This is a genomic window from Streptomyces sp. NPDC045899, assembly GCF_056431485.1.
Window position 1 is genome coordinate 45,898 of the sequence record NZ_JBWKKP010000018.1, and the last position, 22,684, is coordinate 68,581.

Genomic DNA, 22,684 nt, shown 5'->3' on the forward strand with positions numbered 1-22,684 from the left:
GTAAAGACTATTGCTCAGCGCGTCTCGCGGTGCGCAGTGTGCGCCTTGCAGCGCGGGCAGTGCTTCTTGATCTCAAGACGGTCCGGGTCGTTGCGCCGGTTCTTCTTGGTGATGTAGTTCCGCTCCTTGCACTCCACGCAGGCCAGCGTGATCTTCGGGCGGACGTCGGTGGCAGCCACGTGAGTGCTCCTTGACGGACGGATGGATTAACGCAGAAAGAGTAGCCGATCGGAGGACCGACCTCACAATCGGCTACCGTCAGTAGCGGTGACCGGACTTGAACCGGTGACACAGCGATTATGAGCCGCTTGCTCTACCGACTGAGCTACACCGCTTCGATGCGATAGATACCCCGTCCGACCGAAGTCGAACGGGAAACCTGAAGCATCAGAGCCCCAATACGGAATCGAACCGTAGACCTTCTCCTTACCATGGAGACGCTCTGCCGACTGAGCTATTGGGGCGAGCGATGAAGACATTACACGCTCGGCCGCCGAAGGTGAAATCCGTATCGGCGCACGGTCACAGGGTCCTCGGGCACCACACCGGTACGACTATTCGGCTCCTCCGCGAAGCCGTCACCACCGCGTCCTAGGCTCGGATCCAGGCCGAGTGATCTTGGCTGCTCATGCGCCCGTCACGCGCCCTCTTTGCGCCCTCACACGCCCCGCGGAGTGCGATGCCCGACAGCCAGCCGCAGCAGCCCCACCAGCCCCAGCAGCCCCCCAACGACGCGGCGGCCGGGTCCGGCGGCGCGCTGGTGCTCGGCGGTGCCCGGCTGGCCGACGGCCGCACGGTGGACGTCCGGCTCAGCGGCGGGCGCGTCGAGGCGGTCGGCACGGCGGGCAGTCTCGCCCCCGGTCCGCGGCTGGACCTCCGCGGCTATCTGCTGCTGCCCGCCCCCGCCGAACCGCACGCCCACTGCGAGACCGCGCTGACCGCCGAGCTCGCGGGCCCGGTCCCGTACACCCCCGAGGACGTCCGGCGGCGCACCACCGAGGCCGCCCTGCTGCACCTCGGCCACGGGGCGACGGCGCTGCGCACCCATGTACGGGTCGGCGGGGTGCACGGGTTGCGCGTGCTGGAGGCCGTCCTCCAGTCGGGCCACACCCTGCGCGGCCTCACCGACCTCGGTGTGGTGGCGGTGCCGAGGGTGCTGACCGGAGCGGCCGGGGCGGACGGGCTCGCGGTGCTGCGGGACGCGGTGAAGATAGGCGCGGGCGTGATCGGCGGCTGTCCGGATCTCGACCCCGACCCCACCGGCCACGCGGAGGCCGTGCTCGACCTCGCCGCGCGCCACGGCTGCGCGGTCGATCTGCACACCGACGGTGACGACCCGGCGCGGCTCGCGCGGTTCGCGGCCATGGCCGGAGGGCTGCGGCCGGGGGTGACCATCGGCCCGTGCGCGGGGCTCGCCCGGCTGCCGGGCGATGTCGCCGCGCGGCTCGCCGACCGGCTGGCCGCGGCCGGTGTCACGGTGGTCTGCCTGCCGCAGGGCGACTGCGGCGGACTGGAGGACCGGGGTGCGCGGGGTGCCTCCGGCCCGCCCGGTCCCGCGTCCCCGGCGGCCCCCGGCTGTGCGCCGGTGCGGCTGCTGCGGGCGGCGGGCGTACGGGTCGCGGCGGGCAGCGGCGCGCTCCGGGACGCCGCCAACCCGGTGGGCCGCGGTGACCCCCTGGAGGCCGCCTTCCTGCTGGCCTCCCGCGAGGGGCTGTCCCCGGCGGAGGCGTACGAGGCGGTGTGCGGACGGGCCAGGGCCGCGCTCGGTCTGCCCGAGGTCCGGGTGGAGGCCGGGTTCCCGGCCGAACTGCTCGCGGTGCGCGGGGAGGGGCTGGCGAGTGTGCTCTCCCTGGCGTACAGCCGGGTGGTGGTCCACCAGGGGCGGGTGGTGGCGCGCACCAGCGCGGTGCGCGAGTACTGCGATTCCGCCGCCGCGGTGGCGTTGGACCTGCCGCGGCAGACACGGGCGCAGAAGCCGGACGGCGACCAGGCGTAGGGAGGGCGCTGGGGCGGGCGCCACCGCTCGCGCCGCGCACGGCGTGGGGCACGAGCCGCGGGCCCAAGGGAAGTGTGCGGGCGTCGGCTTGGGGCCCGGCGGGGGTTCCGGGCGCGCGGGGCGGGGACGCGGGGCGTACGGTCGGGATCATGCGCATTGTCATCGCTGGTGGACATGGACAGATCGCGCTGCGGATGGAGCGGCTGCTCTCCGCGCGCGGCGACGAGGTGGCGGGCATCATCCGCCGGCCGGAACAGGCCGGTGACCTGCTGGCGGCGGGTGCCGAGCCGGTCGTCTGCGATCTGGAGTCGGCCTCCGTGGAGGATGTGGCGAAGTATCTGGAAGGCGCGGACGCGGCGGTGTTCGCCGCCGGTGCGGGTCCCGGCAGCGGTGCGGCCCGCAAGGAGACCGTCGACCACGCCGCGGCCGTGCTCTTCGCCGACGCGTCCGAGGCGGCGGGGGTCCGGCGGTTCCTCGTCGTCTCCGCCATGGGCGCGGAGGGCGAGATCCCGGAGGGCACGGACCCGGTCTTCGCCACGTACCTGCGTGCGAAGGGCGCGGCGGACGCCGACGTCCGGGCCCGCGACGGCCTCGACTGGACCGTGCTGCGCCCCGGCATGCTGACGAACGACCCGGGCACCGGCCAGGTCGAACTGGCCGAGCGCACCGAGCGCGGACCGATCACCCGTGACGATGTGGCCGCGGTCCTGGTCGCCCTCCTCGACGAGCCGCGCACGGTGGGCCGCACCCTGCGGCTGATCAACGGCTCCGAGCCGGTGGCGGAGGCGGTGCGGGCGGTGGCCGGGCAGGCGTAGTCCGCCCCGTCGGCGGTTCAGAAGTCCACGCGGGCCGGGGTGTCGGCGCGGGCCACGGACTCCTGGGCGTACGTCCGTTCGTAGGCCGTGCGGATGCGTTCGATCTGCGGGTCGTGGGCGCGTGCCTCGGACACCGGGTAGAGCAGGACCACCTCGTAGGAGCGCTCGCGCTCGATCACCCCGTACCGGTCCCGCCACTGCCCGCGCCCGTCCCGGATCGTCAGTCCGGCCGGGAAGCGCGGGGTGACGGACCGGTCCACGAAGGCGAGGAACTGCTTGTCCGTGACGGACGGCCCGCCGTCGGGCCGTCCGGTCCCGAAGAAGAGCCGGGTCTCGACGTAGGCCGCGCCCCTGGCCGGGGCGGAGACGGCCGTTCCCGGCCCGGTGTCGAGGGCGGCGTGGGCGACGACGGGCGTGGCGGCGGCGAACGCGACCGCCGCGCCGAGGGCGACGGTCCTGGTGCGCGGGTTCATGCGCGCCATGCTCACTGCCGCCCACCGCCGGGTGGAAGACCGCCTCGGGCGGAGTCGACCGAGCGGCGAGCGCGGCTCATCCGCGGCTCAGCCGGAGGGCCGGGCAGGGCCGTCGCCGGGGCAGCGGCTCCCTGGCCCCGCGTCAGAGCGCCGAACGGTGGCGCGGGCCCGGCGGGCCGGTCCCGGCGGCCGGGACGCCCGGGCGTCCCGGCGTTCGCCACGGCCGTCCGGGCGGCCCGCTCGGACCATCGCCCACGGCACCCGACCGGCCAGACCGCCCCGCCGGCGCCACACCGCCGGACACGGCGCGGCGCGCGGACCCCACCGTGTGGGATCCGCGCGCCGCCGTCGACGCCCGCCGGGCACCGGCACCGGCACCGGCATCCGCTCAGACGCGGCGCCAGCGGGCCATCGCGAAGGAGAAGACACCGAACAGGGCCAGGCCCACCGCGACCGCGACGAGCAGCCAGGGGCCCACCGCCGTATCGGCGAAGGTGCGCAGGGTGTCGTCGAGCCCCTTGGCCTCGTCCGGGTCATAGCGCCGGGCGGCGGTCACCGCGAAGCCGCCCGCCACCGCGAAGACCACACCGCGCGCCGCCCCTCCGCACACGCCCAGCGCGTCCACCGTCTGCTTCACCCTCTTCGGCGTACCGGCCATCTGGAGGTGCTTGCGGAAGCTGCGCCGGATGGCGCGTACGGCTATCCAGACACCGGCCACGGCCACTCCGAGCCCGGCCAGCCCGACCAGCCACCGGCCGTAGGGCAGGTCGAGGGCGCGGGCGGTGACGTCCTGGGACTGCTTGTCGCTGGAGCCGCTGCCCTTCTCCCCCGCCGCGAAGGAGAGCACCGAGTAGGCGACGACGCCGTAGAAGACCGCGCGGGCCGCGGAGGCCAGCCGCTTCTTCGCCTTGCGCCTGTCCGCGCCCGCCGCGCCGAAGACCGCCTCGGACAGCCGCCACAGCGCCATCCCGGCGAGCCCCACGCCGACCGCCCAGACCAGGAACGAGCCGAAGGGCTGCTCGGCCAGTACCTCCAGCGCCCCGCCCCGGTCGGCCTGTTCGCCGCCGCTGTCGCCGAAGGCGATCCGCACCGCGAGCACCCCGACCAGCAGGTAGATGACCCCGCGGGCGATCAGCCCGCAGCGGGCGGCCGCCTCGATGGCCCGGTCGCCCGCCTCGCCCGGGCTGTCGGGCGTTGCGCGCCCTGCCGAGCCGAGTCCCCGTGCGATCGACGATGCGTTCACCGCTACCTCCCGGCCGATTGACGTGTGCACTGCGTTTGCCCTGCGCACGCGGCCGAAAACAAGGCATGCGGAGAGCGGCTCCGGTCACCGGGGAGCGCGTCCCTTGTTGCTTGGCGCGGTGCCGCCTACTCTGCCCCATAACTGACGGGCCGTCAGATTCGCGCGTCGGGTTCGGACCCCCGGAGGTCGGTGTGACCCCCGGGAGAAGGGGAGTTGGCGGGATGACGGGCACAGCGGTGAGTGGATCGACGGGTGCGGCAGACGGGGCGGGCGGGGCGGACGACGGGGCCGGGCTCCCCAAGGTCATCAGCGTGGACGACCATGTGATCGAGCCCGCGCACCTCTTCGAACGCTGGCTTCCGGCCAAGCACCGGGACCGTGGCCCCAAGCCGCTCACCGCCGGTATCGGGGAGCTGGCGTACATCGGCGGCAAGTACCGGATCACCACCGACCCGGACGGTCCGCCCACCGACTGGTGGCAGTACGAGGGGGACCTGTTCCCGTACAAGCGGATCATCGCGGCCGTCGGCTTCTCCCGGGACGAGATGACCCTCGAGGGCATCACCCGCGACCAGATGCGCCGCGGCTGCTGGGATCCCAAGGCCCGGCTCGCGGACATGGACATGAACCACGTCGAGGCGTCCCTGTGCTTCCCGACCTTCCCCCGCTTCTGCGGCCAGACCTTCGCCGAGGCGGACGACAAGGAGGTCGGCCTCGCCTGTGTGCGCGCGTACAACGACTGGATGGTCGAGGAGTGGTGCGGCGACAGCGGCGGCCGGCTGATCCCGCTCTGCCTGATCCCGCTGTGGGACGTGGAGCTGGCCGTCCAGGAGATCCGGCGGAACGCGGCGCGCGGGGTGCGGGCGGTGACCTTCAGCGAGATCCCCACCTACCTGGGCCTGCCGAGCATCCACAGCGGCTACTGGGACCCGTTCTTCGCCGAGTGCGAGGCCACCGGCACGGTGGTGTGCATGCACATCGGCTCGTCCTCGCAGATGCCCGCGGCCTCCCCGGACGCGCCGCCCGCCGTCCAGGCGTCGCTGAGCTTCAACAACGCCATGGCGTCGATGATGGACTTCCTGTTCAGCGGAGTGCTGGTGAGGTTCCCCCGGCTCAAACTCGCCTATGCCGAGGGCCAGATGGGATGGATCCCCTACGCCCTGGAGCGTGCGGACGACGTCTGGGAGGAGCACCGGGCCTGGGGCGGCGTACGTGATCTGATCCCCGAGCCGCCGTCCACGTACTACTACCGGCAGATCTACTGCTGCTTCTTCCGCGACAAGCACGGGGTCGCCTCACTGGAGACGGTCGGCGAGGACAACGCGACCTTCGAGACCGACTATCCGCACGTCGACTCGACCTGGCCGCACACCCGGCGGATCGCGGCCGAGCATGTGGCGGGGCTGTCGGCGGAGACGACCTACAAGATCCTGCGGGGCAACGCGATCCGGATGCTGGAGCTGGACTTCGACCGGGAGCGCACCCGGTAGCCGCCCCGGCCCGCTCCGGGAGCGGCGGGGCGGCGGAGTGGGGTGGGGTGCCCGCGGGTGCGGACACCCCACCGATGGGTCAGACGCCGAAGGCGGCCGGGTACTCGATCACGCCCGACGGCACCGGGCGCGACGGGTCCAGCGCGAGGGCCATCAGTGCCTCGTCCGGCACCTCGAAGGAGGCCCGGATGCCGAGGCGGGACGCCGGGGCGAACCCGAACCTGGGGTAGTAGTCGGCGTGTCCGAGGACGACGACGAGGTTCTCCCCCATGGACCGCGCGGCCTCCAGCGCGGCGCGGATGGCGGCGGATCCGGCACCCCGGCCCTGGTGGGCGGGGAGCACCGCGCACGGGGCCAGGGCCAGCGCGGGCCGGCCGCCGACGTGGCAGCGGGTGAGCAGCGCGTGCCCGGCCGGCGTTCCGTCCTCGTGCTCGGCCACGACGGACAGTCCGTCGATCCATGCGCCGGAGTCGGCGCGCAGGGCCTCGATGAGGTCCGCCTCCCCGGCGGTGGGGAAGGCGGCGACGTTGACGGCGCGGATGGCTTCGGCGTCGTCCGGGGTCTCGGGGCGGGTGGTCCAGACGGTCATGGCGTTCCGTTCGTACGGGGGCTCGGCGGTGCCCGGGGGAAGCGGTGCGGTACGGGGGCGCGCGGGGTCGTCGGCCCCACGCCGGGGGTCGGCAGCCGGGTGCGCGGGGCCGGGATCGGCGCCGGGGGTGACCGGGTGCAGGACGTAGCCCGCGTAGCGGTAGTCCGCACCGTGGTCCCGGCGCAGGTCGATCTCCTCCCGCACCGCGGCGGCGGCCTGCGCCATCCCCGGCCGGTCCGGGTCGGCGGTGGCGAGACCGCGGGTCAGCGGTGTGTAGTACTCGGTCCACCAGTCGCCGTCGGGCAGCGGATGGTGGGCCCCGACCCGGTAACCGGCCTCCTCCGCCGTACGGACGTTGTCGGCCCGGGACCGCAGCGGGTAGGCGGCGTCCCAGAACGCGCGCGCCCGCGGGGCGGGACGGGACGTGGCCCATTCGGCCTCGGTGACGACCAGCACACCGCGGGGCGCGAGCAGACGGCGCCACGCGCGCAGCGCCGTTCCGAAGCCGATGTTGTAGACCGAGCCCTCGGCCCAGATGAGGTCGAAGCTCCCGTCGGCGAAGGGCGGTTCGTCCATGGAGTGGTTGAGCACCGCGATCCGGTGGCTCAGTCCCCGCTGCGCGGCCGCGCCCGACAGCTCGTCGAGGAAGGGCTGGTGGAGGTCGACGCCGGTGACGTGGCCCCCGGTCTCGGCGGCCAGCACCAGCGCGGAGCGGCCGGGGCCGCAGCCCAGGTCCAGGATCCGCGGCCGCGGGGGCAGCGGACCGGCCAGCCGCAGCAGCCGTGAGGTGGTGGTGTCCGATCCGGGGCCCTGCCGGGGCAGGCCCCGGTGCAGCGCGAAGAGCGCCGTGGTCACCGGATCCGGGCCGTCCGGGCCGTTCGGGCGGTCAGCGCCGTGTGGCGGCAGGCCGGAGGAAGGTGTGTTCGAAAAAGGTTGAGACAACGTAGAGACCCTTGGGAAGGGGCCCCGATATGCGCCAAGCGCCGATGACCCGCCGCGCTCGCGGCAGGGGGAACGTCAGGTCAGACCGGGGCCCGGGACGTGAGGATGGTCCGGGCACTGCACACGGCAGTGGCCTCTACGGCAGTCATCAACTCACCTCCCATTTCCGCTCCGGCAGTCGACCTGGTGTCACTGCTCCATCCGCACGGTAACACGTCCGGTCCCCGGCGGCCCCGGAGTGGAGGGGCCGGGGACCGGACGACAGGGTCACGCCGGTGACGCACACCGCGGGGGAAGCGTGACCGTACCGGGTGTGCGCTCGAAGGTGTCCATCACGGCCCACTCGTCCAGCTCGGGGTCGTAGAGGTTCTGGATACCGAACTGGAGCACCTGCCAGAACGTCCCCCGGTCGCGCTGGTCGACGTAGATGTCACCGAGGGCGAGCGGCAGCCGCGGATACGCCCCCGGAGGGAGCTGCGGCCGGACGACACCGACCCGCCAGTGGTTCACCCGCCGGTCCGGGTTCCCCTGGAGGACCTCCCGGCCGACGAACCGCGCGCCCTCGAGCCCCTCGTTCAGCTGCTCCAGGTTGAACCCGGGGAGCCGCGAGCACGGATGCTCGGTCACGCCCGGCCACTTGTAGGTGAGGGTGTAGAGGGTGTCGCGGTAGATCAGGTTGGTGAACCAGATCGGGTACTGCGGCCCTCCCGCGGTCATCTGGCTCTCGCCGTCCCTCCCCTCCCAGGTGAACGGCACGGTGATGCCCAGGTCCCGGACGATCCACTTGCCGGTGCCGCGGAAGTTCCGCGGCAGCCGGGGCGGCGGCGGGGTGCCCGTCCCGTGCCGCTCGGTGACCGCGGCCACGGGCACGGGCGGGGGCGCGGGCGCGGCCACGGTCCCGAGGGACGGGGCCGCCTCCGCCCGCGTTCCGGCGCCGACCGGCGGCAGCCCCGCGGTGACGACGGCGATCGCCCCGGCGATCACCGCCGACACCGCCGTACGGCGTGTGAGTCTCCAGCCCATGGGTCTCCCTCGGCAGAGGTGCGTCAAGTGAGACATTTCGTATCAGGTGCTGGAAGACTTCACGGGCAGGCGAGGCGCCGCCGGGGGCGGAATTCCCCCACTCGTGGAACTCCGCCCGTGAGCGGTTCAGCGGGGCACTTGCTGCCAGCCCTCATCGGATGCGCCGTTGCAGGTGTACTGGATCAATTGCGTGCCCTTCGTGGCGGTGGCGCCGAGGGCGAGGCATTTCCCGGAGTAGACGTTGCGCAGGGTCTTGCCGGCGGTGTCGTACCACCATTTCTCGTCGACCGCGCCGTTGCAGGTGTACTGGATCACCTTGGCGCTGTTGTCGAGCGTGGACCCGACCCCCATGCACTTGCCCGAGTATTCGTTCCGCAGGAAGTACGCGGTCTTTCCGTCGGAGTCCTCGGTCTTCTCGAACACCCAGCGTTCGTCACGCGCGTTGGTGCAGCCCCACTGGATGACGGGAGCGCCGTTCCCCGTTTTACTGCCGCCGCCCGCGCACAGGGCGCTGTAGGAGTTGCGCAGATAGACGCTGTGATCGGCGGCCCTGGGCTTGAGCGAGAAGACGACGTTGTTCCCGATGTCCTCGTTGATGCCCCACAGCCGGCCGGAGGACGGCGCGTACGAGAGGTTCTGCGTCAGGCTGGGCGAGCGGGTCAGCACGGTCGGCACGTCACCGGGCTTCGCCTGGTAGATGCAGGAGTAGGAGTGCTTGTCCGTGGGATCGGCATCGCCCATGTAGCCATGGGGGCACTGGGCGGACAGATAGTAGTAGTTGCCGTCCGTGGCGACGCCCTGCAATTGGCGGACGGGCGCATGGAAGGCCCCGGTCGCGCTGGACGAACCGATCGTGTCGCCGTTGTCCGCGCGGGGAAGGGCGGTCGACGGGTTCAGCGGCCATCGCACCACCCGGGCGACCGGATCGTTCTCCGGGCTGTAGTACTCGCCGGACACGAGGTGGTCCACCGGGCCGCTGCGGTCCAGGCTCAGAGAACCGAGGCACGAACGCTTCGTACTGGGATCGGCGGGGCAGTACCGCGGGTCCTTGCCGGGTTCGATGCTGTAGCGGCCCACCATGGGCAGGGCCCAGTTGTGCCAGCGGGCCGAGGAGACACCGTCCTTGGTGCCGACCCGCTCCGAGCTGGTCTTCATCTTCCACAGGTGCTGGAAGTCGTAGACCTGCAATTCGCCCCCGTTGGCGACGAAGAGCTTGTTGCCGTACCAGACCATGCCGTCGGTGTGGACATTCGTGACCGCTTCGAAGTTGGCGTGCGACTCGTCACCCGTCGGCTTCACCAGCAGCACATGGCCGTACGTCCGCTCGCTTCCGGTCGAATCGAGGATGGAGACGCGGCCGAACTGGTTCTGCGCCTTGCTGTCGCCGTACAGCCAGCTCGCCAGATAGAGATGGCGGCCGTCGACGGTGCCACCGGGCTGGGCGTCATGTGAGGCGGTCAGTCCCTGCGGACGCCAACCGCCCTTGTCGGAATAGGAGTTGGTGTTCGAGTCCTGCTCGTCCCAGCAAAAGCCGTTGTACTGGAACGTTCCGTTGAGCCCGGTGGTGTGGCACAGCGGGCGCCCGGTGTGCTGCCGGGACAGCGCGACGTCCGTGGGCGTCACCTTGGTGACGGCGCCGGACTTCTCCATGCCGCGTATCGCGGCACCGTTGGCGTCGTAATCCGCTTTCCGGTCGATGAGCAGGCGGAAGTTCGAGTACACGTCCTCGCTCAGCGGCTTCAGCGGCCCGTCCGCGGCGTCCCCGCCGGCCGCGGTGGCGGGTCCGGGAACCAGAAAGGCCAGTGCCACAAGGGCCACGACGGTGGACAGTAAGTATCTGAAGGGTTTGTTCGCTGTCATCTCACTCAGTTCCTCGGCCCGTGGATCCGGAACCGGACGGCTCTGGCAGGTCTCGTCGTTCCGGTCATCCGGCTCGTCGTCCGCATTCTCGTCCTCATCACGACGAGCCACGCCTTCTCCGAAGACAGCCTGCGCATTCTCCAACACTTCGCGTGGCACCGGACCGAGAGCACCGGAGAGTCGTCTCAGCAATTCCGTCTGCTCGTGATCCATCGCTACGGCTCCCAACTGCGCGATTGCCTCGCCCAGGATCCCGTAGTAAGGCCGGTACGTCGTGAGCACCGAGTGGACACCTGGTTGGCAATGCGTCCACGCGCGGCCGTTGGGGGCTCGTTCCACGCTCGCCCGACACGCCGACGGCCCCCGGCCGCGTTTCCGCGACTCGGGGGCCGTTTCCTCGGTGTGGCGGTGTGTACGACCCGCCGCACAAACCGCCGCTGCTCCGCTCGGACGTCCCTGTGTGTCAGACCGGGGTACCCGGGAGGGCCGTGAAGCCGGGAGCACAAGCCGTCGCGATGGTCGCCGGGGTGAGGGGAGCCGTGCTGGAGGTCTCGCACTGGGCCTCGTACACGACGCCGTTCCCGCCCAGCAGGGTGATGTAGAGGGTGCCGGGGTCCTCCTCGGTCACCGAGACGGCCGTGTCCTCCGTACAGTTCGGAGCCCCGGTGACGAGGTTGAGATTGATCCAGACTCCCGGACCCCGGCTGTCATTGAGGAAGGCGTGCCCCCAGCGGTCCGTCGTCGAACGGAACACCGTCTCGAACAGACCGCTGCCCGAGTAGTCCACGACGGCGGAGCTGACGTCGCGCTCCCGCGACGAGCACTTTCCTCCACCCGAGGGAGTGGAGACTGTGGCAGCAGCCGACGGGGCGTCGTCAGCGACCGCGGGCACGGCCACGACGGACCCGACGAGGAGAACCCCCGACGCCGCCGCGAGCCCCCTGGCCGCCCAAGCGAACTTCTTCATATTCCTGCCTTTCTGGCCGTGAATTCAAGGTTCACCGGCGGCCGAGCGGAAGGCCTCTGATCACGTTCGCATTGCGCGCATCCATCCAGAACGCCGTACAGAACCATGGCGGGAAGCCATATTCCACTCGAATCACGCATTTGTGCATATCGTTGGATGAATCATCCTGGAGGAGTACGCCTCATGCTCTTGATGGAGCACGAGACGTCACTACGGGAGTCACCCCTTCCAGAGCCGGGCCGCGCTAGACCGTGGAGACCGCCGCCGGGGCCGGCTCCTTCTCCCGGGCGGGAGAGCCGTCCGCGCGGCGGTGAGCCGCCAACTCCTGTTGCAGTCGCTGGATGTGGTAGTGCTGAACCCGTGCCGTGCGCTGCAGGGCCATCACCGCGGTGAGGAAGTGATCCATCTCGGCGGCCCGGGTGAGGATGTCGTCGGGCACGTGGTCGTCCCGCAGCCAGGCTTCCGCGTCCTGACTGAGCACGGCCCGCGCCCAGCCGCGACTGACCGGCTTGAACAGGCTCGGGTGGTTGGCCACGATCCGCGCCCGGATGGCCAGGTCGTTCTCGGCGGCCTCCACATGCAGTCCCGTGTCCTTGTTGCGCGCCCCGAACAGCGGCTCATGAATGTGGTGGGCGTCGAAGCCGTGCTCGACGCAGCCGACCCAGAAGTCCCAGTCCTCTCCGGCCCGCATGCTCTCGTCGTAGCCGCCCACGGTCTGCCACGCCTCCCGGCGGTACAGCGAGCAGTAGAACATGATCAGGCGTTGGAGCATCAGTTCCCGGCTGTAGGCGGGAAGAGACATCGCCTGCGGGGGCAGATCGTCGTCGGTGAAGGTGAACACGTCGGTGGAGGCGATCGCGATGCCGGGGTTGTCGTCCAGGACCGCGACGGTCTTCTCGAGCATCGTGGGGGCGATCACGTCGTCGGCGTCCAGCGGAAGGACGTAGCGGCCGGCGGCCGCCTCGATCCCGGTGTTGCGGGCGGCCGAGACGCCGCCGTTCGCCCGCTGGACGAGCCTGATGCGACGGTCGGGGTGGCGGGCGATCAGGGACCGGGCCACCTCGGCGGTGTCGTCGGTGCTGCCGTCGTCGACGATGAGGAGCTCCCAGTCCTGGAAGGTCTGGGCAAGGATGCTGGACACGGCCTCGGGCAGATAGCGGGCGTAGTCATGACAGGGGATGACCACCGAGACCACAGGGTCGGGGTTGTGGGGCATGCGCCGTCTTTCGGTTCGGGCCGGGAAGGGGAAGAGGAGTGGGCATCGGGCGGGCCGGCAGCCGGTGTTCCGGGCGCCGGCCGTCCCCCCGGGGCCTGCTTCCGCGGACCCACGGCCGGACTTCGGCGACGGATCCCGGGCTAGCCGCGCGCGGGCTGCTCACGACGGGGGTCGTAGGCGTCGTCCGTGTACTCGCGGTAGTGGCCGAACGGGTTCTCGCGTCCGAAGTCGTCATCGGCCTCGCAGACCCACCCGTAGTCGGTGATGGTCATGTTGTTCACGGGCGGACAGCAGTGCCCGTAGTCCGTGATGGTCACGTTGTTCACGGGCGGACAGCAGGGTCCGTAATCCGTGATCGTGACGTTGCCGATCGGCTCGCAGGGGTGGCTGGTCCCGGACGTGAGGGTGACGTCGTCGCCCATCGGCTGTCCCGGGTAGCCGTACGTCGCCGTCCTCGTCTGCGCGTCCGGGGCGACGGCGGCGTAGGCCGCCTCCGCGCTGCTGAGCAGCCCGGCCGTGGCCAGCGCGGCAGGGAGGGCCAATGAGGTCATGACACGGGATTTCACGGCGGCGCCTTTCCTTTGGATGCGGGAGAGCTGCCCCGGAATGCCGGTGTACTTCGCGGCGCGGGCAGCAAAGCCACCGTAAATTTTGTCACCCAATGTGTCAAAATGACTACTCACAGTGCGTGAAAGCCAGAGGCGCGGGCTCCGGCTGCCGTGCGCCGTGGTGCGGATGCACCACTTCCAGATCGGGCAGCGCCCAGCAGGCGATTCCCATGTCCAGGGCCATCGCGGCCAGCCCCTCGGTCTCGATGAGCTGCCGGTAGGGGAAGGACGGGAAGGTGAGGCCATTGCGGTGCAGCTCCGCACGGACCAGCAACGCGGCTCCGCCGACCGAGTCGACACGGACGAGTCCGCGTCCGCGCAACGCGTCGAGGTACGTCCGGCCGAACCCCCTGGGCGGCTGGAGGATGCCGTCACGCAGCCACTGGTCCCAGTTGAGCCGGCCGGCCCCGCTCTTGAGGACGAAGGTGTTGAGGTCGTACGTCGGCCCGCCGGGTGCGGTGGCGCAGTGCGGGACCACGATGTCCTTACGCGCGCCGAGCAGGCGCTGGACGAGGTCCGCCGGGTAGCCGGTGACATCGGCGTCGAGCCACAGCACCCACTCCTCATCGGCCAGGGCCCGGGCGAGGAGGTGGTTGCGCACCTTGGCCAGCACCGACCGGCGCCGGCGCTGGACACCCGGCTCCCAGCGGGGTCCGGCCAGCTGGAGTCCGAAGTCACGGTGGACGAGGGTCACCCGCCGGAACTCCGACTCGACACCGGGCAGGACCTGCTGGAGGAGTTCCCGGGTCGAGTCCGTGCTGTCGCCCTCCAGCAGGCCCAGCGAGATCGCCTCGCGCGGGTAGTCCAGCATGCGCAGGCGGTCCAGATAACCGGGCAGGAACGCGGCCGCGTCCTTGAGGGGGGTGAGCACCAGCACCGTGGGCCGCTCGCTCGCCGGTGCCGGAGCGGGCTCGGGGACCGGCCGCGGCTTCCGCTCGTCCGTGCGCGCGGCGCCCGCGGCGGTCCCGGCGGTCCCGGCGGTCTCGGCGTGCGCGATGTCCCCCGGCTCGAGCGGCAGCCGGGCCGCCATGGCGAGCAACTGCTCGGCGTAGGCAACGGGTTCGGCCCACAGCTGGGTCGCCACCTCGAAGTGCTCGGCGAAGTGCGACTCGTCGAAGGTGTTGTTCCCGTGGCATACGTAGGTGTACAGGTCGGGCGCGTCCACCGAGACGACCCGGCGGCGTCGGACCACCTCTTCGGCCACCGGGGTGTCCTCGCCGCGGCGCTCGGCCGGATAGCGCGGGAGCCGGTCCTTCGCGCACACCATCGACCCTTCCCAGACCCGGGCGCAGGAGATGGCGAGCTTGTGGCGGGCGGGCCACCACAGCCGCTCACGTGCGAGGAAGCACGCGTCGGCACCGAGCGCGAGGATCGCCGCCATCTGGGTCTCCACCCGCTCCGGGTCGTACAGGTCGTCGTCGTCCCACTGGCACACATACGGTCCGGTGGCCCGGTCCACCGCCTCATTGCGCAGCTCCCCCAGGGTGCGTCGCTCCGGGGGGAGCCGGTGATGGCGGATCCGCGCGTCGTCCAGGTCACGGATGTGCCGCTCGAGCGTGTCGTCCGTGCCGTCCTCCAGTACGACCAGCTCCAGATTCGGGTAGGTCTGAGCGGTGAAGCACCTGATCGCGCGGCGTGCCGTCGCCGAGCGGTCCTTGGTCACCATCAGACAGGACACGGTCGGCGCCGGCGCGCCCGAGGCCCAACGGCGGCGCTGGGCCTCCAGGTTGAGCAACCCGTCGGCGACCGGTTGCCGCTCCTGGCTCGCCCAGAACGGGAGTCTTCTGCCCGCCGAGACCCTCGGCGCGGTCACGGTGTCGCAGGCCCAGCTGTCCGACCAGTGGTGCACGGCGTAAGCGCGGTCGTAATCGGCCTCCTGCGGGCCGAACAGCTCCGTCACGTACGGGCTCACCTCCGGATACAGCGCCTCCGCGCCGACCACCGTGATCGAGTCCGGCTCCGGGGCGCTGTCGACCGCCCTGGTGAGGAAGAACGGGCCGGTCGTGTCGAGCGTGCCCGGCAGCTTGTGGGCACCGACCAGCCGACGGTGCACATGGGCGGCCCAGAAGGGGTGGCCCGGCCGTGACGCCATGAACGCGTTGCCGATGATGCGGGTGAATCCGCGCCGCCGGGCCAGCAACAACCGGGTGTGCGCCTCGGGTTCACAGCCGAGGACGAGTTCACGCCCGTCGAGAAGGCCGGAGACCGGCTTCAGGCACTCGAAATCCAGATCCACGTAGAGGCCGCCGAAATGGTCGAGCAGGAAATAGCGGATCGCGTCGGCCCGCATGATCGGTTCGGGATAGCCGTCGTAGACCGGCAGGAACCACGGATAGTGCTCCTGGAGAAAGGCGCGATTGTCCGCGTCCGTCCACAACCGGTAGCCCCAGCCGGGGTGGTGCAGCCGCCAGGACTCGGACCACTTCTGCCATACCGGAGGGAGGTCGGCGTCTTTCCATGTCTGGTGAATCAAGGGTGGAATTGTCTTTTCTGCGGTCATTCACACAGTATGTCCGCTTGTTTTGGCCGACCGGATATCCGCTCATGTCCGCCGCCGGAGCAATCACCCGAACGGTGGGCCCGGCGCCTCTGGCAGGACGGAGACGCGGGGCGATGCGGGAAGCGGGGCGAGCCGCGTCGATGTCAGCCGCCTCCCGCGGCCGCGAGCCGAGCCCGACGGTGTCGGTCGGAGCAGGAGATGGCGGCCCAACCAGCAAGCGCCGCAGAACGGTTGGCCACATCGAAGTTGAAGCCGTGGTCCGAAGAAAGCGGCACACGGCCGGCGAGTGGAGATCGTGGATCCGTTCGCCGGATCAGCTGCCTGCGGAGAGGTCCCCGGCAAGGAGCCGTGCCGTGAGCTCCATGCACCGCGCCCGGGCCGCGGAGAAGCCGTAGGGCATCTTGCCGACCGCTTCGAAGGCGCTCATCCGGGCGTCCTCCTCGCCGCTCGCCTCGGCGTCATAGATTTCGAAGAGCTTCTCCTCGGCCGCCTCCAGTCCGGCCGCTTCAATGGCCTGGAGCAGGGCCTTGTGGTGGGCGCAGTGCTGCGCGGCGAGTTCCTCGACCCGCGGGTCGTGGGGGTCGACGGCGTCATCGAGGGCGGCGTCGGCCGCGTCGAGGCTGTCCGCCTCGGCCCGTAGGTCGGGGTGGGTGGCCAGGATGATGAACACGCTGGCCTGAATTGCGGCTCCCAGTGGCCCGAAGATCCGTTCCGTGACCAGCAGGGCATCCAGGTCGGAGGGGCGCACCGCGCCGGAAGGCAGGTGGCGGAGCCGGTCCGTGACCAAGGGGGAGAGCAAGCCCAGCGGGCTGCCCACGACCCGCAGACGCTGGACGGCCGCGCGCTGACGCTTGATGTCGGCCTCCTGGGCGGCCAGGGTCTCCTCCAGCCGGCCCAGAACGTCCTCCATGTCCCGGGCTTCGTCGAAGGCGGCCCGCATGTCGTCCAGGCTGATGCCGGCCTCGGACATCTTGCGGATCCACAGCAGGCGGATCATGTCGTCGTAGCCGTAGCGGCGGCGTCCGTCTCCGCCTCGCCCGGGCTCCGGCAGCAGACCGATCTGGTGGTAGTGGCGGATGGCACGAGGGGTGGTCCCGGCGAAGGCGGCGGCATCACCGATCTTGACCTCGCGAGGAGGCATGACGGAGGGGTACATCGCAGACAGGGCCTTTCGTGCTGTGGTGCGCTCGACGACACCACATGCCGCTACGGCATACGCAACTACACACCACCCGGGTCCGGATGGGCCATCGGGTGGTCCCTCGCCATGGGTGTCCCGTACCAGGACAGGCCCGGAAGGGGTGGGGAGATCCGTCGAGCAGGTCCGCGAAGTGCCTGGACGGCGCCACAGCCATGGCGAACGCCCGGATCGATGAGGCACTGAAGCGCTGGGGATGCTGCCCGAACGTGCCTCACACATGCCCCGCACGCGGTGGTCAGCACGTGAGATCGAGTGAGACACCGTGGGATGGATCGTCCATTCCGGGCACCATTCGCGCTTGCCCACGACAACGGCCCCCGGCCGCGTTTCCGCAGCTCGGGGACCGTCTTCCCAGTGTGGCGGCGCCAGGATTCGAACCTGGGTAGGCTAAGCCGACGGATTTACAGTCCGCTCCCATTGGCCACTCGGGCACACCGCCTGGGATGTGGCCAGGTGCTCCGCTCGCGCGTCGCTGCTTCCTGGCAACGACGTAAACAATACCTGATGCGGAGGGGTGGTTCGCCACCTGGTTGATCGCCTCTGGATCATGGCCGAGATCGCTAGGCTGGCTGGTGCGGTCCGTGGGGCCGTACCACTGACGGATCTACGTACGAGGAGCCAACTCAAGATGGCCGACTCCAGTTTCGACATCGTCTCGAAGGTCGAGCGGCAGGAGGTCGACAACGCTCTCAACCAGGCGAGCCGCGAGATCTCCCAGCGCTACGACTTCAAGAACGTCGGTGCCTCGATCGAGTGGTCGGGCGAGAAGATCGAGATGCGCGCCAACTCCGAGGAGCGGGTGAAGGCGATCCTCGATGTCTTCCAGTCCAAGCTGGTGAAGCGCGGGATCTCACTGAAGTCGCTGGACGCGGGCGAGCCGCAGGCGTCGGGCAAGGAGTACAAGATCTTCGCCTCGCTGCAGGAGGGGATCACCCAGGACAACGCGAAGAAGGTCGCCAAGATCATCCGCGATGAGGGCCCGAAGGGCGTCAAGGCGCAGGTGCAGGGCGAGGAGCTGCGGGTGTCGTCCAAGAGCCGCGACGATCTCCAGACGGTGATCGCGCTGCTCAAGGGCAAGGACTTCGACTTCGCGCTCCAGTTCGTGAACTACCGGTGAGCGACTGAGCCGAGAGCGGAACGCCGGGGCCCCGGGCCCCGGCGTTCGTGTTTCCGGCAGGGGCCGGAGTCCGGCTCAGCGGCCCGCGAAGGGCTGGTCCGTGGGGACGATCTCGTGGCCCAGGGGGGTGAGGGAGATCGGGATGAGTTTGAAGTTGGCCAGGCCCAGCGGGATGCCGATGATCGTCAGGCACATCACGACGCCCGTGACGATATGGCCGAGCGCCAGCCACCAGCCCGCGAGGACGAGCCAGAGGACATTGCCCACGCAGGAGGGGGCGCCCGCGTCGCGGCGGGGGACGGCCATGCGGCCGAAGGGCCAGAGGGCGAAGCCCGCGATGCGGAAGGAGGCGATCCCGAAGGGGATGCCGATGATGGTGATGCACAGCAGTACACCGGCCAGGACATAGCCGAGGGCCATCCAGAGGCCGGCCAGGACCAGCCAGATGATGTTCAGGAGCGTCTTCATCGCTGGTTGCCTGCCATCTTCTCGAGGCGGGTGATGCGCTCCGCCATGGGCGGGTGGGTGGAGAAGAGCTTGGACATGCCGCCACCGGCGCCGAAGGGGTTGGCGATCATCATGTGGCTGGCGGTCTCCAGCCGGGGCTCGGGGGGCAGCGGGAGCTGCTTGGTGCCGGCGTCCAGTTTGCGGAGGGCGCTGGCGAGGGCGAGGGGGTCGCCGGTGAGCTGGGCTCCGGAGGCGTCCGCCTCGTACTCGCGGGAGCGGCTGACGGCGAGCTGGATCAGGGAGGCCGCCAGCGGGCCCAGGATCATGATCAGCAGCATGCCGAGGAAGCCGGGGCCCCCGTCGTCGTCGGACCGGCCGAAGGGGATCAGCCAGGCGAAGTTGACCAGGAACATCACCACGGTGGCGAGGGCACCGGCGATGGAGGAGATGAGGATGTCGCGGTTGTAGACATGGCTCAGCTCATGGCCGATCACCCCGCGCAGCTCACGCTCGTCGAGCAGCCGCAGGATGCCGTCGGTGCAGCACACCGCCGCGTTCCGCGGGTTGCGCCCGGTGGCGAAGGCGTTGGGCGCCTCGGTCGGGGAGATGTAGAGGCGGGGCATGGGCTGGCGGGCGGCCGTGGAGAGCTCGCGGACCATGCGGTAGAGCTGGGGCGCCTCGAACTCGCTCACCGGGCGGGCGCGCATGGCGCGCAGGGCCAGCTTGTCGCTGTTCCAGTAGGCGTAGGCGTTGGTCGCGAGGGCGACGAAGACCGCGATGATCAGTCCCGTACGCCCGAAGAGACTGCCGATCACGATGATGAGCGCGGACAGTCCCCCGAGGAGTACGGCGGTCTTCAGCCCGTTGTGCCGGCGGTGCACGGTACGCCCTCCCAAGTAGTGCCGCGGGGGAACCTTCGGTCGGTCTCTCCACCTTCCAGTGGACCCTCCCGAACTGGTCAACGCCAGGTGAGGACCACTAGTTCCCTTGTGCACACCGCCGGGGCCGCCGACCGGTGAGGATCAGATCACAGCAGGGTGCCCGAGGCGAAGCGGAGCACGAGCTGGGGGGCGCCGGACAGGGCGATACCGAGGACGGCGGCCAGGCCGATGGCGGCGGTGAGCGGGGCACCCGCCGTCCGGGGGAGGGCCGTCTCCCCCGAAGGGGCGGCGGCGTCGGCGGGGGCGCGGAAGAGCGCGGCGGTCCACTGGAGGTAGTAGTAGAGCGCGATCACCACGTTCACGGCCATCACCACGGCCAGCCAGCCCAGCCCGGCGTCGACGGCCGCGGAGAAGACGGCCACCTTGGCGAAGAGGCCGATGATGCCCGGGGGCAGTCCGGCCAGGCAGAGCAGGAAGAAGCCGAGAGCGAGGGCGGCGGCCGGGCGGGTGGCGTACAGACCGCGGTAGTCGGTGAGCCGGTTGCCCGGACGGGAGCGGGCGACCAGGGCGGCCACGGCGAAGGCGCCGAGGTTCACGGCCGCGTACATCAGGGCGTAGGCGACGGTGGAACCCACGGCGTGGGAGATCTCCCGGTCGCTGTCCCCGTACCCGGCGGCGGCGATCGGCACCAGCAGGTAGCCCGCCTGTGCGACGGAGGACCAGGCGAGCAGCCGGATGGCGCTGAAGGAGCGCTCGGGGCGCTGGCGCAGCGCGGCGGCGTTGCCCGCGGTCATGGTCAGCGCGGCGAGGACGGCGACCACCGGGCCCCACACGTCGGCGTAGGACGGGAAGGCGAGGACGGTCACCAGGATCAGACCGGAGAAGCCGACGGCCTTTCCGATGACGGAGAGGTAGGCGGCGACCGGGACGGGCGCGCCCACATAGGTGTCCGGGACCCAGAAGTGGAAGGGGACGGCCGCGGTCTTGAACGCGAAGCCGACCAGGGTGAGCACGACGCCCGCCTGGGCGAGCGTGTCGAGCCGGGGGTCGACGTGGCCGAGGCCCTCGGCGATCCGGGAGAGGTGGAGGCTGCCGGTGGCGGCGTAGACGAAGCTGACGCCGAGCAGCATCACGGCGGTCGCGGTGACCGAGGAGAGGAAGAACTTCAGCGCGGCCTCGGAGGAGAGGCGGTCGCCGCGGCGCAGCCCGACCAGGGCGAAGGCCGGGAGGGAGGCCACCTCCAGGGCGATGACGAGGGTCGCCAGATCACGGGAGGCGGGCAGCAGGGCGGCGCCGGAGGCGGAGGAGAGCAGCAGGAACCAGAACTCGCCCGCGGGGAGTTTGAGATCCGCGATGTTGCTGATGGACAACAGCGCGGTCAGCAGCGCCCCGCCGAGCACCAGGAACTGGATGACGAGCGCGAAGCTGTCGGCGGTGTAGCTGCACACCCCGGCGTCGGAGGTCAGGCAGAACGTGGAGCGGTCGCCGTCGAGCAGCGGCAGCAGGCTGAGCGCGGCAAGGGCCAGGCCCCCGATGGCCAGCCGGCCCAGCAGCGGTTTGCGGTGCTCGGGCAGGAACAGGTCGGCGACGAGGCAGACCAGGGCGGCCACGGCGGCGATGGTGGGCGGGGCGATGGCGAGCCAGTCGACCGACTGGACCAGGCTCCCGGCCAGCGCGGGGGCGTCCGCGGCGAGCCCGGAGGTGCCCGGGGCGATCGGGGTCATCACTTGCCTCCCGCGAGGAGCTGCTGCACGGCCGGGTCGCTGAGGCCGAGGAGGGCCGCGGGCCAGAGCCCGGTGAGGACGGTGAGGGCCACCAGGGGGCTCCATGCGGCGGCCTCGAAGCCGCGGACGTCGGCCAGGGCGGGCCGCGCCCCGGGTTCGGCGGGGTGCTGACCGGGCTCGGCCGGGTGGTCGCCCATACAGACGCGCCGCACCACGATGAGCATGTAGGCGGCGGTCAGCAGGGTGCCGAACCCGGCGAGCGCCATGAAGGTGAGGAACGCCGGGCGGCTGAGCCCCTCGGCGGGTTCGAACGCGCCGAACATGGCGAGCATCTCGCCCCAGAACCCGGCGAGTCCGGGCAGCCCCAGGGAGGCCACGGCGCCGAAGGCGAGCAGTCCGCCGAGGCGCGGCGCCCGTCCGTAGAGGGCAGCGCCGCTGCTGCCGGAGAGCTGGTCGAGGTCGGTGGTGCCGGTGCGGTCCTTGAGCGCGCCGACGAGGAAGAACAGCAGGCCGGTGATCAGGCCGTGGGCGATGTTGGCGAACAGCGCGCCGTTGACCCCGGTGGGGGTGAGGGTCGCGACGCCCAGCAGCACGAAGCCCATGTGGCCGACGGAGGAATAGGCGATCAGCCGCTTGAGGTCGCCCTTGGCCCCGGTGCGGGCGAGCGCCAGACAGGCCAGCGATCCGTAGAGGATGCCGACGACGGCGAACGCGGCGAGGTAGGGCGCGTAGGTGTGGGCGCCGTCGGGGGTCATCGGCAGCACGATGCGGACCAGCCCGTAGGTGCCCATCTTGAGCAGAACGCCTGCCAGGAGGACGGAGCCGACGGTGGGGGCGGCGGTGTGGGCGTCGGGCAGCCAGCTGTGCAGCGGCCACATCGGGGCCTTGACGGCCAGTCCGGTGATGATGGCCAGGGCGGCGATCAGCTGGGTGGTGTGGCTGAGCCCGGAGCCGCCTGCCGAGGCGAGTGCCACCATGTCGAAGGTGCCGCCCTTGAGCCCGACGAGCAGCAGGCCGAGCAGCATCACGACGGAGCCGAGCAGGGTGTAGAGGATGAACCGCCAGGCGGCGCGCTCGCGTTCGGCGCCTCCCCATCGGTTGATGAGGAAGTACATCGGGATGAGCACCATCTCGAACGCCAGGAAGAACAGCATCAGGTCGAGGACCGCGAAGCTGGCGAGGGTGCCGCCCTCCAGGAGCAGCAGCAGCGAGACGAACGCCTTCGGCGACCCCCCGGCGGGCGGGTTGAAGTAGCCGTAGAGCGCGCAGAGGAAGGTCAGCAGCGCGGTCAGCACCAGCAGCGGCAGGGAGACGCCGTCCACCCCGAGGTGGATGCGGATGTCCAGCGCCGGGATCCAGCTGACGTCGGTCTGCGCCTGCATCCGGGCCGGGCGGTCGTGGTCGAACCCGGCGGTCAGGGCGATGGCGACGGCGAGCACCGCACCGGTGACGGTCACCCCGTGCCGGAGTACGGCCTGCTCGGGGCCGCGGCCGCGCAGCCCGGGCGGGGCCGGGAGCAGCGCGGCGACGGAGCCGAGCAGCGGCAGCGCGACCAGGGCCAGGAGGAGGACTTGCAGGGCGGTGTGGTTCAC

General features: G+C 71.0%; 19 protein-coding genes and 3 tRNA genes. 4 read left to right on the forward strand and 18 right to left on the reverse strand.

Features of this window, described 5'->3' with window-relative positions; translation table 11 throughout:
* Nucleotides 1-14 precede the first annotated feature (14 nt).
* The 3 genes from rpmG to AC07FT_RS24920 form a co-directional block, all read right to left on the reverse strand.
* Complete coding sequence (gene rpmG, locus AC07FT_RS24910; RefSeq protein WP_471202898.1) at nt 15-179, reverse strand: 50S ribosomal protein L33; 165 nt, start codon at nt 177-179, stop codon at nt 15-17.
* An 83-nt stretch (nt 180-262) separates the two neighbouring features.
* A tRNA-Met gene (locus AC07FT_RS24915) sits at nt 263-335 on the reverse strand.
* A 56-nt stretch (nt 336-391) separates the two neighbouring features.
* Nucleotides 392-464 (reverse strand) — tRNA-Thr (locus AC07FT_RS24920).
* 215 nt (nt 465-679) lie between these two features.
* Here AC07FT_RS24920 and AC07FT_RS24925 point away from each other — a divergent pair.
* Nucleotides 680-1,996: an amidohydrolase family protein gene (locus AC07FT_RS24925; RefSeq protein ID WP_479178145.1), complete on the forward strand. Its 1,317-nt coding sequence runs from the start codon at nt 680-682 to the stop codon at nt 1,994-1,996.
* A gap of 149 nt (nt 1,997-2,145) precedes the next feature.
* Nucleotides 2,146-2,811 (forward strand): NAD(P)H-binding protein, encoded by a 666-nt coding sequence (locus tag AC07FT_RS24930; protein ID WP_471202894.1) that lies wholly within the window; start codon nt 2,146-2,148, stop codon nt 2,809-2,811.
* Nucleotides 2,812-2,828: 17 nt separating this feature from the next.
* On the opposite strand, the gene AC07FT_RS24935 is transcribed toward AC07FT_RS24930, so the two are convergent.
* Both AC07FT_RS24935 and AC07FT_RS24940 read right to left on the reverse strand, forming a co-directional pair.
* Nucleotides 2,829-3,284: a DUF3574 domain-containing protein gene (locus AC07FT_RS24935; protein ID WP_479178146.1), complete on the reverse strand. Its 456-nt coding sequence runs from the start codon at nt 3,282-3,284 to the stop codon at nt 2,829-2,831.
* Between the two features lie 388 nt (nt 3,285-3,672).
* A complete protein-coding gene (locus tag AC07FT_RS24940) occupies nt 3,673-4,527 on the reverse strand; it encodes a DUF1206 domain-containing protein (protein WP_479178147.1) in 855 nt (284 codons plus the stop codon).
* Between the two features lie 221 nt (nt 4,528-4,748).
* On the opposite strand from AC07FT_RS24940, the gene AC07FT_RS24945 reads away from it, so the two are divergent.
* Nucleotides 4,749-6,017 (forward strand): amidohydrolase family protein, encoded by a 1,269-nt coding sequence (locus AC07FT_RS24945; protein WP_479178148.1) that lies wholly within the window; start codon nt 4,749-4,751, stop codon nt 6,015-6,017.
* A 79-nt stretch (nt 6,018-6,096) separates the two neighbouring features.
* Here the strand turns inward: AC07FT_RS24945 and AC07FT_RS24950 are convergent, their stop codons facing one another.
* The 9 genes from AC07FT_RS24950 to AC07FT_RS24990 form a co-directional block, all read right to left on the reverse strand.
* Complete coding sequence (locus tag AC07FT_RS24950; RefSeq protein ID WP_479178149.1) at nt 6,097-7,461, reverse strand: GNAT family N-acetyltransferase; 1,365 nt, start codon at nt 7,459-7,461, stop codon at nt 6,097-6,099.
* A gap of 354 nt (nt 7,462-7,815) precedes the next feature.
* On the reverse strand, nt 7,816-8,571 hold the full coding sequence (locus AC07FT_RS24955; protein WP_479178150.1) for a hypothetical protein: 756 nt from the start codon (nt 8,569-8,571) through the stop codon (nt 7,816-7,818).
* A 126-nt stretch (nt 8,572-8,697) separates the two neighbouring features.
* Nucleotides 8,698-10,389: an RICIN domain-containing protein gene (locus AC07FT_RS24960; protein WP_479178151.1), complete on the reverse strand. Its 1,692-nt coding sequence runs from the start codon at nt 10,387-10,389 to the stop codon at nt 8,698-8,700.
* Between the two features lie 505 nt (nt 10,390-10,894).
* A complete protein-coding gene (locus AC07FT_RS24965) occupies nt 10,895-11,398 on the reverse strand; it encodes a hypothetical protein (protein ID WP_479178152.1) in 504 nt (167 codons plus the stop codon).
* A gap of 244 nt (nt 11,399-11,642) precedes the next feature.
* Nucleotides 11,643-12,614 carry a glycosyltransferase family 2 protein gene (locus AC07FT_RS24970; RefSeq protein WP_479178153.1) on the reverse strand — a complete coding sequence of 324 codons (972 nt, stop codon included), beginning with the start codon at nt 12,612-12,614 and terminating at the stop codon, nt 11,643-11,645.
* 140 nt (nt 12,615-12,754) lie between these two features.
* Nucleotides 12,755-13,180 carry a hypothetical protein gene (locus tag AC07FT_RS24975; protein ID WP_479178154.1) on the reverse strand — a complete coding sequence of 142 codons (426 nt, stop codon included), beginning with the start codon at nt 13,178-13,180 and terminating at the stop codon, nt 12,755-12,757.
* Between the two features lie 109 nt (nt 13,181-13,289).
* Nucleotides 13,290-15,695, reverse strand: coding sequence for a glycosyltransferase (locus AC07FT_RS24980; protein ID WP_479178155.1), 2,406 nt, complete (start codon nt 15,693-15,695; stop codon nt 13,290-13,292).
* Between the two features lie 340 nt (nt 15,696-16,035).
* A complete protein-coding gene (locus AC07FT_RS24985) occupies nt 16,036-16,878 on the reverse strand; it encodes a MerR family transcriptional regulator (protein WP_479178156.1) in 843 nt (280 codons plus the stop codon).
* Nucleotides 16,879-17,280: 402 nt separating this feature from the next.
* Nucleotides 17,281-17,362: transfer RNA gene (locus AC07FT_RS24990), tRNA-Tyr, on the reverse strand.
* Nucleotides 17,363-17,551: 189 nt separating this feature from the next.
* On the opposite strand from AC07FT_RS24990, the gene AC07FT_RS24995 reads away from it, so the two are divergent.
* Nucleotides 17,552-18,040, forward strand: a complete 489-nt coding sequence (locus AC07FT_RS24995) for a YajQ family cyclic di-GMP-binding protein (protein ID WP_471202872.1) — start codon at nt 17,552-17,554, stop codon at nt 18,038-18,040.
* 75 nt (nt 18,041-18,115) lie between these two features.
* On the opposite strand, the gene AC07FT_RS25000 is transcribed toward AC07FT_RS24995, so the two are convergent.
* From AC07FT_RS25000 to AC07FT_RS25015, 4 genes are all read right to left on the reverse strand, one after another.
* Nucleotides 18,116-18,508 carry a YccF domain-containing protein gene (locus tag AC07FT_RS25000; protein WP_254746342.1) on the reverse strand — a complete coding sequence of 131 codons (393 nt, stop codon included), beginning with the start codon at nt 18,506-18,508 and terminating at the stop codon, nt 18,116-18,118.
* Nucleotides 18,505-19,368, reverse strand: coding sequence for a zinc metalloprotease HtpX (gene htpX, locus AC07FT_RS25005; protein WP_479178157.1), 864 nt, complete (start codon nt 19,366-19,368; stop codon nt 18,505-18,507). The genes AC07FT_RS25000 and htpX overlap by 4 nt, the downstream gene beginning before the upstream one ends.
* A 146-nt stretch (nt 19,369-19,514) precedes the next feature.
* Nucleotides 19,515-21,092, reverse strand: a complete 1,578-nt coding sequence (locus AC07FT_RS25010; protein ID WP_479178158.1) for an NADH-quinone oxidoreductase subunit N — start codon at nt 21,090-21,092, stop codon at nt 19,515-19,517.
* Nucleotides 21,092-22,684 carry a complex I subunit 4 family protein gene (locus AC07FT_RS25015; RefSeq protein ID WP_479178159.1) on the reverse strand — a complete coding sequence of 531 codons (1,593 nt, stop codon included), beginning with the start codon at nt 22,682-22,684 and terminating at the stop codon, nt 21,092-21,094. The genes AC07FT_RS25010 and AC07FT_RS25015 overlap by 1 nt, the downstream gene beginning before the upstream one ends.